This is a genomic window from Longimicrobium sp., from assembly GCF_036280135.1.
Taxonomy (GTDB): Bacteria; Gemmatimonadota; Gemmatimonadetes; order Longimicrobiales; family Longimicrobiaceae; genus Longimicrobium.
In genome coordinates this window covers 1-4,118 of record NZ_DASURI010000731.1, presented here as the reverse complement: position 1 = coordinate 4,118, position 4,118 = coordinate 1, and the positions used below count along the sequence as shown (strand labels likewise).

Sequence of the window (4,118 nt, the reverse complement as noted above, 5' to 3'; positions counted from 1 at the left end):
AGTACTCTGCGTCCTCTGCGGCTCTGCGTGAGAATGCTGTTTTCTTTTGGCTGATGCACGAGAAAGCGCCCGGACCGCTGAGCGATCCGGGCGCTTTCACCTTGAGAGTTGCCCCTCCAGGGCTCGAACCTGGACTTTCCTGATCCAGAGTCAGGCGTGTTGCCAGTTACACCAAGGGGCAGTAACCGCCGTCTACCGAACCAAACCGAAGCGCCCACTCCAGGACTCGAACCTGGGACCCCCTGATTAACAGTCAGGTGCTCTAACCGACTGAGCTAAGTGGGCTTGCGACCTACAGAGCGGGCAACCGGACTCGAACCGGCGACCTCAACCTTGGCAAGGTTGCGCTCTACCAACTGAGCTATGCCCGCACTCCATTCCAACAGTGCTCGCTGCAGGATTCGAACCTGCGACCTCTCGCGTGTGAAGCGAGCGCTCTGGACCAGCTGAGCTAAGCGAGCAGGATAGCGGGGGCGGGATTCGAACCCGCGACCTTCGGGTTATGAGCCCGACGAGCTACCAGGCTGCTCCACCCCGCGACAAATTCCCTGGTCCTGCTTTCAAAAAAGTACCCCGTACGGGAATCGAACCCGTGTTTTAGCCTTGAGAGGGCTATGTCCTAGGCCACTAGACGAACGGGGCTTACGGCCTTTGCTGCTTCAGTGCTCCCGAGAGGACTCGAACCTCCACGAGCTTGCGCCCACTAGATCCTGAATCTAGCGCGTCTACCAATTCCGCCACAGGAGCATGTCAAACAAGTGCGCCCAGAGAGATTCGAACTCCCGACCTTCTGATCCGTAGTCAGACGCTCTATCCAGCTGAGCTATGGGCGCAAACGGCAGTGCACCGAGTAGGAATCGAACCTACAACCTTGGGATTAAGAGTCCCCTGCTCTGCCAGTTGAGCTATCGGTGCCTAAGCGATTGCACGCCAACAAGTTAACTAACTCTCTCCCGGCGCGCAAGCCCCCGCGGGCCACCTGTTTTCGGAGGGCTCTCCGTCGCTGGTGACCCGCGGGGCGCACAATATAAGCACATCGTTCCCGGATGTGAAGCCCCCCGGCCCAACATCCTTCCATCACCCACGATCCAACCCTTCGGCGCCCCCCCGAGCGCCAGGGTGGAACGCCGCGTTCCGCGCATTTCTGACGCGGCTGGACACGGGCCGCCGCGGCGTGCATCCTGTGGAGGCAGGTCCGCCCATCCATCCGCCTCCCTTTCATCCCGCGCCGCCGATGCCCCTCCGCGTCCTGCTCCTTGCCGCACTTGCATGCGCGCCCGCCCTGCGTGCGCAGTCGCCCGTCCTGCAGCCGGAGCGGCTGGTGCCCTCCACGGACACGATGTACGTGGTCCAGGGCGGGCGGGACACCATTGCCACCACCGTGCAGACGCTGCGGCGGGTGACCGTGGACGGCCGCGACCTGTGGCAGGTGGAGTACGCGTTTGACGCGGGCGTGAACTTGCGCATGGCCGACACGACGACGTTCGACGTGGCCACGCTCCTCCCGCACGCGCAGGTGCGGGTGGGCGGCGGCCGGCGCCTGGAGGTGGCCTTCGCGGGCACGGAGGCCCGCCTGCGCACGCGCGACGGGGCGGACGAGCCGGCGGAGGTGGTGCGCCGGTTCGAGCAGCCGCTCTTCGCGGGGTCCACCATGGACGTGATCTACCGCGCGCTGCCGCTGGCGGAGGGATACGCGACGCGGATTCCGTACTTTTTGCCGGAGTCGCCCGTGGCGCGGTGGATCGACGTGCGCGTCACGGGGCCGGAGGACGTCCCGTCGCGGGGCGGTGCCGTGCGCGCCTGGCGGGTGGAGGCCGGTTCGCCCAGCGGATCGCCGGACGTGTTCTGGATCGCCGTGGCGGACCGCGCGTTCATCCGCGCGGAGCATCCCGGCGGCATGACAACCATCCGCTGATCCCGATCGTCTCACGTTCGCGGACACGAACCGCCGCCGCCGCGTCCGGCCCGCCGTGCTGGACAGCGGGGCGCGCGCGGCGCATCGTACGGGGCCGCGCGGACCCGCATCCGCCGATCTCCATCCTCCACTTTGCACCCCACCGGCCCATGAGAACCCGGCTGCTATCCCTGGCGCTGACGCTGGCCCCCCTGTCCGCGGCGGCCCAGCACGCCGCGCACCTCGCCGCGCCCGGCGACACCATCCGCTACGTGGCCTACTCGGCCGGGCGCGAGTCGGGGCGGGAGATCTTCTGGCAGGACGCGGACGGCACCATCCACTCGCGGATGGAATACAACGACCGCGGACGCGGGCCCAGCATCCACACCCGCGTGCGGCTGGACGAGCAGGGCATTCCCGTGTGGATCGAGGCGGAGGGCGTGAACTACTACAAGACGCCCGTCCGCGAGCGCTACGCGCTGCGCGACGGGCGCGCCGTGTGGGAGAACAGCGCCGACCGCGGCGAGCGGGAGGTGGAGGGCATGGCCTGGTACGCGGCCGTGGACGCCTCGCTCCCCGGCCACCTGCTGCCCCAGGTGCTGCTGGCGTCGCCCAGCCGCTCCCTGTCGCTGCTGCCCGAGGGGCGCGTGCGCATCGAGCCCGGCGCGGAGCTGCGGGTGAGCGCGGGCGGGCGCACGCAGACCGTTCGCCAGTACGCCATCACCGGCTTCGGCTTTCAGCCGTACCGCCTGTGGCTGGACGAGCAGGGCGCCTTTTTCGCCGCCGGCGGCGAATGGCTGGCGTTCGTCCGGGAGGGGTGGCAGGAGGCGCTGCCGGCCCTGTTCGCGGCGGACCAGGCGGCCGAGACGGCGTGGGGCGCGGAGATGGGGCGCACGCTGGCGCACCGGCCCGAGGGCCCCGTCGTCTTCCGCAACGCCAACGTCTTTGACGCCGAGGCGGGGCGCAGCCGCCCGGGGACCACGGTGGTGGTCGTGGGCAACCGAATCCAGGCCGTGGGGCCGGACGGCAGCGTGGCCATCCCGCAGGGCGCGCAGGTGATCGACGCGGCGGGCAAGGCGCTGCTGCCGGGCCTGTTCGACATGCACGTGCACCTGGGGATGGTGGACGGCCCCCTGCACCTGGCGGCCGGCGTGACGAGCGTGCGCGACCTGGCCAACGACACGACGACCTTTCCGCGGGTGGCGGCGGAGTGGAACGCGGGCACCAAGGTGGGGCCGCGCGTGGTGGTGATGGCGGGCTTCATCGACGGCTCGGGGCCGTTCACGGGGCCCACGGGGCTGCGGGCCGACACGCCGGAGCAGGCGCGGCAGCACGTGGCCTGGTACGCGGACCACGGCTACACGCACATCAAGCTGTACAGCTCGCTCAAGCCGGAGCTGGTGCCCATCATCGCCCAGGAGGCGCACCGCCGGGGGATGCGGGTGAGCGGCCACATCCCCGAGGGGATGACGGCGGCCCAGGCCGTGCGCGCCGGGTACGACGAGATCCAGCACGCCAACATGCTGTTCCTCAACTTCCTGAGCGACACGCTGGACACGCGCACGCCGCAGCGCTTCAGCGGGCCGGCGCAGTACGGGGCGGAGCTGGACCTGGGCTCGCCGGAGGTGCGCGACTTCATCGCGCTGCTCAAGGAGCGGGGGACGGTGCTGGACCCCACGCTCAACGTCTTCAAGCAGCTGTTCACGGCCCGCGCGGGCGAGGTGGACCCCGTGCTGGCGGCCGTGGCGTCGCGGCTCCCCGCGCAGGTGCAGCGCGGCCTGCGGGGCGGCGGCCTGCCCGTGCCCGAGGGGATGGACCAGCGCTACCGCGACTCGTTCCGCGCGTTCCTGGCGCTCACGGTGATGATGCACCGCGCGGGCATCCCCATCGTCCCCGGGACGGACGCCATGCCGGGCTTTGCGCTGCACCACGAGCTGGAGCTGTACGAGATGGCCGGCATTCCCGCGAACGAGGTGCTGCAGATCGCCACGATCGGCTCGGCGCGGGTGGCGCGGCGCGAGGCGGACCTGGGCTCCATCACGCCCGGCAAGCTGGCGGACCTGGTGCTGGTGGACGGCGACCCCGCGACGCGCATCTCCGACGTGCGCAAGGTGGAGATGGTGATGAAGGACGGCGTGTTCTACCGCCCCGACGAGCTGAACCAGGTGCTGGGCGTGCAGCCGCGGGGTGGATGGTAGGGGAGTGCGTGAGTGCGGAAGTGCGA

General features: G+C 69.5%; 2 protein-coding genes and 9 tRNA genes. 2 read left to right on the top strand and 9 right to left on the bottom strand.

Features of this window, described 5'->3' with window-relative positions; all coding sequences use genetic code 11:
* Positions 1 to 108 precede the first annotated feature (108 nt).
* The 9 genes from VFZ20_RS23635 to VFZ20_RS23595 all read right to left on the bottom strand — a co-directional run bounded on the left by VFZ20_RS23635 (position 109) and on the right by VFZ20_RS23595 (position 915).
* Positions 109 to 181 (bottom strand) — tRNA-Gln (locus VFZ20_RS23635).
* 30 nt (positions 182 to 211) lie between these two features.
* Positions 212 to 285: transfer RNA gene (locus VFZ20_RS23630), tRNA-Asn, on the bottom strand.
* Positions 286 to 298: 13 nt separating this feature from the next.
* Positions 299 to 371, bottom strand: a tRNA-Gly gene (locus VFZ20_RS23625).
* A 15-nt stretch (positions 372 to 386) separates the two neighbouring features.
* Positions 387 to 461: transfer RNA gene (locus VFZ20_RS23620), tRNA-Val, on the bottom strand.
* A 4-nt stretch (positions 462 to 465) separates the two neighbouring features.
* Positions 466 to 539 (bottom strand) — tRNA-Met (locus VFZ20_RS23615).
* 30 nt (positions 540 to 569) lie between these two features.
* Positions 570 to 642: transfer RNA gene (locus VFZ20_RS23610), tRNA-Glu, on the bottom strand.
* 21 nt (positions 643 to 663) lie between these two features.
* Positions 664 to 747: transfer RNA gene (locus tag VFZ20_RS23605), tRNA-Leu, on the bottom strand.
* 12 nt (positions 748 to 759) lie between these two features.
* A tRNA-Arg gene (locus VFZ20_RS23600) sits at positions 760 to 833 on the bottom strand.
* Positions 834 to 842: 9 nt separating this feature from the next.
* Positions 843 to 915 (bottom strand) — tRNA-Lys (locus tag VFZ20_RS23595).
* 319 nt (positions 916 to 1,234) lie between these two features.
* Here VFZ20_RS23595 and VFZ20_RS23590 point away from each other — a divergent pair.
* Entirely contained in the window at positions 1,235 to 1,915 is a 681-nt protein-coding gene (locus VFZ20_RS23590) for a hypothetical protein (protein WP_329686416.1), read from the top strand.
* 149 nt (positions 1,916 to 2,064) lie between these two features.
* The gene (locus tag VFZ20_RS23585; RefSeq protein ID WP_329686415.1) at positions 2,065 to 4,092 is read left to right on the top strand and encodes an amidohydrolase family protein; all 2,028 of its coding nucleotides are present in this window, start codon (positions 2,065 to 2,067) and stop codon (positions 4,090 to 4,092) included.
* Positions 4,093 to 4,118 lie beyond the last annotated feature (26 nt).